Origin of the sequence: Streptomyces sp. WELS2 (assembly GCF_013870595.1) — a bacterium.
In the GTDB taxonomy this organism is placed as follows: Bacteria; Actinomycetota; Actinomycetes; order Streptomycetales; family Streptomycetaceae; genus Streptomyces.
Genome location: NZ_JACBWZ010000905.1, coordinates 1 through 2336, shown reverse-complemented (window position 1 = coordinate 2336; position 2336 = coordinate 1). Strand labels below are relative to the sequence as shown.

Sequence of the window (2336 nt, the reverse complement as noted above, 5' to 3'; positions counted from 1 at the left end):
GCATGGGGCCGGCCGTCGGCCACGGCGCGGCCGGCGGCCAGGGCGAGCAGGCCGACGATCAGCAGGTGCAGGCACCAGGCCAGGGCCCGGGTGGTCGGGGTCGGGGCGGGAGCAGCGGTGTTCACAGTGCGTCCCAGGTTACGGAGCGGAGCGGCCCGGGACCTCCATCGAAAGATGGAACCCGTCTGCCGCCTTCCGGCCCGCCAAGTGCCGTCCTGCGCCGGACGCGCGCGCGGGGGGCCGGCGGCGAGGGTGGGTTCATACCGTTTCCCCCACCGGAAAGGACAGGCCAGGACCGTGTTCGTCGCCTGGAGAGACCTGAAGTTCGCCAAGGGGCGTTTCGCCCTGATGGGAAGTGTCATCGTGCTGATCACCCTGCTGGTCGGGCTGCTGTCCGGGCTGACGGCCGGACTGGGGCGGCAGAACGTCTCCGCGATCACGGGACTGCCCGCCGACAAGATCGCCTTCCAGGCTCCCGGCGACGGGCAGGAGCTGTCGTACGCCGACTCCACCGTCACCGAGCGGCAGTGGCGGCAGTGGGCCAAGGCTCCCGGCGTCGAAAGCGCCGAACCGCTGGGCATCACCACCACCAAGGCCACCGCGGCAGGAAGGAGCGCCGGGGTGTCGGCCTTCGGTGTCGAGCCGGGCTCCCGTCTCGCTCCGCACAGCGACAGGATCACCAGCAGCACGGTGGTGCCGTCCACCGCGGCCGCCGACGCCCTGGGCGTACAGGCCGGTGACTTCCTCGTCCTGGCGGGCCGGCGGCTGGAAGTGGCCGCAGTCGCCGGGGATGCCCACTTCAGCCACACCCCGGTGATCTGGGTCAGCCTCGACGTCTGGCGGAAGACCGCGCCGCCCGTGGGCGACGGGCGGGGCCCGAGCGCCACCGTCATCGCCCTGGACACCACCTCCGGGGCCGACACGGCGGCCGTCGACCGGCGGGCCGGCACCCGGACCGTCCCCACCGGCGACTCGCTGTCCGCGATCGGCTCCTACACCTCCGAGAACGGCTCCCTGCAGCTGATGCGCGGCTTCCTGTTCGCCATCTCCGCCCTCGTCATCGGCGCCTTCTTCACCGTCTGGACCATCCAGCGCAGCGGTGACGTAGCCGTCCTCAAGGCACTGGGCGCCTCCACCGCGAGCCTCCTCGAGGACGCCCTCGGCCAGGCCGCCGTCCTGCTCACCGGGGGCACCCTGACCGGCACCGGCCTCGCCGTCGCCCTCGGCGCCCTGGTGTCCGGCTCCGACGTGCCGTTCCTCCTCACACCCGCCACCGTCCTGCTCCCGGCCGCCGTGATCATCGCCCTCGGCGTCCTCGGAGCCGCCCTGTCCGTCCGCCGCATCACCTCCGTCGACCCGCTGAGCGCCCTGGGGAGCGTCCGATGAGCCTGAACCTGACCGGCGTCACCCTCACCTACCCCGACGGCGACACCCGCCTGACCGCCCTCGACCACGTCACCCTCGATGTCCCCCGGGGCACCATGACCGCCGTGGCCGGCCCCTCCGGCTCCGGCAAGTCCAGCCTCCTCGCCGTCGCCGCCACCCTGATCACCCCCGAGAGCGGGACCGTCACCGTCGACGGCCGGTCCACCACCGGCCTGACCCGCGGCGAACTCACCGCACTACGCCGCCACAAGATCGGCATCGTCTTCCAGCAGCCCAACCTGCTGCCCTCCCTCACCGCCGCCGAGCAGCTCCAGGTCATGGCCCGGATCGCCGGCCAAAAGCCCCGCACCGCCCGCACCCGCGCGATGGAACTCCTCGACGCCGTCGGCCTGGCCGGCCAAGCCGCGCGGCGCCCCCACCAGCTCTCCGGCGGCCAGCGCCAGCGCGTCAACATCGCCCGCGCGCTGATGAACGACCCCACCGTCCTCCTGGTCGACGAACCCACCAGCGCCCTCGACCACGAACGAGGTGCCGCCGTCATCGACCTGATCACCCGCCTCACCCACCAGCGGGCCACCGCCACCGTCCTGGTCACCCACGACCGCGCCCACCTCACCGCCGCCGACCAGGTCGCCGAACTCCACGACGGCCGCCTCCACCTTCCGGCGTCCATCCACTGAACCGGCGGACGAACGAGGGGGACTCCGCCGTGAACGCGTCGAGTCCCCCCTCACCGCAGCGCGGACACCTCGCAGCCGCCCGCCGGACAAGCGACTACCCGGACGTTACCGCCTGCCTGGCCGCCCGGGCCGCGTGACCCGTTCGCTCGGTGGAACGGTCCGGTCGTCGTGGGGTGGGCGGTGGCAGTGCCGTCGTTCGCAGCCGCCGTGCTCCGCGGGCGCGGTGGTCCAGGCGCACGACACGTGTCACAGCGCGTGGGCGGTGGCGCC

Annotated in this window: 2 protein-coding genes; both read left to right on the top strand. The window is 73.3% G+C overall.

Features of this window, described 5'->3' with window-relative positions; all coding sequences use genetic code 11:
* Positions 1-297 precede the first annotated feature (297 nt).
* A complete protein-coding gene (locus H5J33_RS31555) occupies positions 298-1386 on the top strand; it encodes an ABC transporter permease (RefSeq protein WP_181798173.1) in 1089 nt (362 codons plus the stop codon).
* Positions 1383-2066: an ABC transporter ATP-binding protein gene (locus H5J33_RS31550; protein WP_181798172.1), complete on the top strand. Its 684-nt coding sequence runs from the start codon at positions 1383-1385 to the stop codon at positions 2064-2066. Before H5J33_RS31555 ends, H5J33_RS31550 begins: the two co-directional genes overlap by 4 nt.
* Positions 2067-2336 lie beyond the last annotated feature (270 nt).

Excerpts from the sequence above, each read along its gene's own strand:
- H5J33_RS31550 (WP_181798172.1), top strand. The coding sequence starts at position 1,383 with ATGAGCCTGAACCTGACCGGCGTCACCCTCACCTACCCCGACGGCGAC.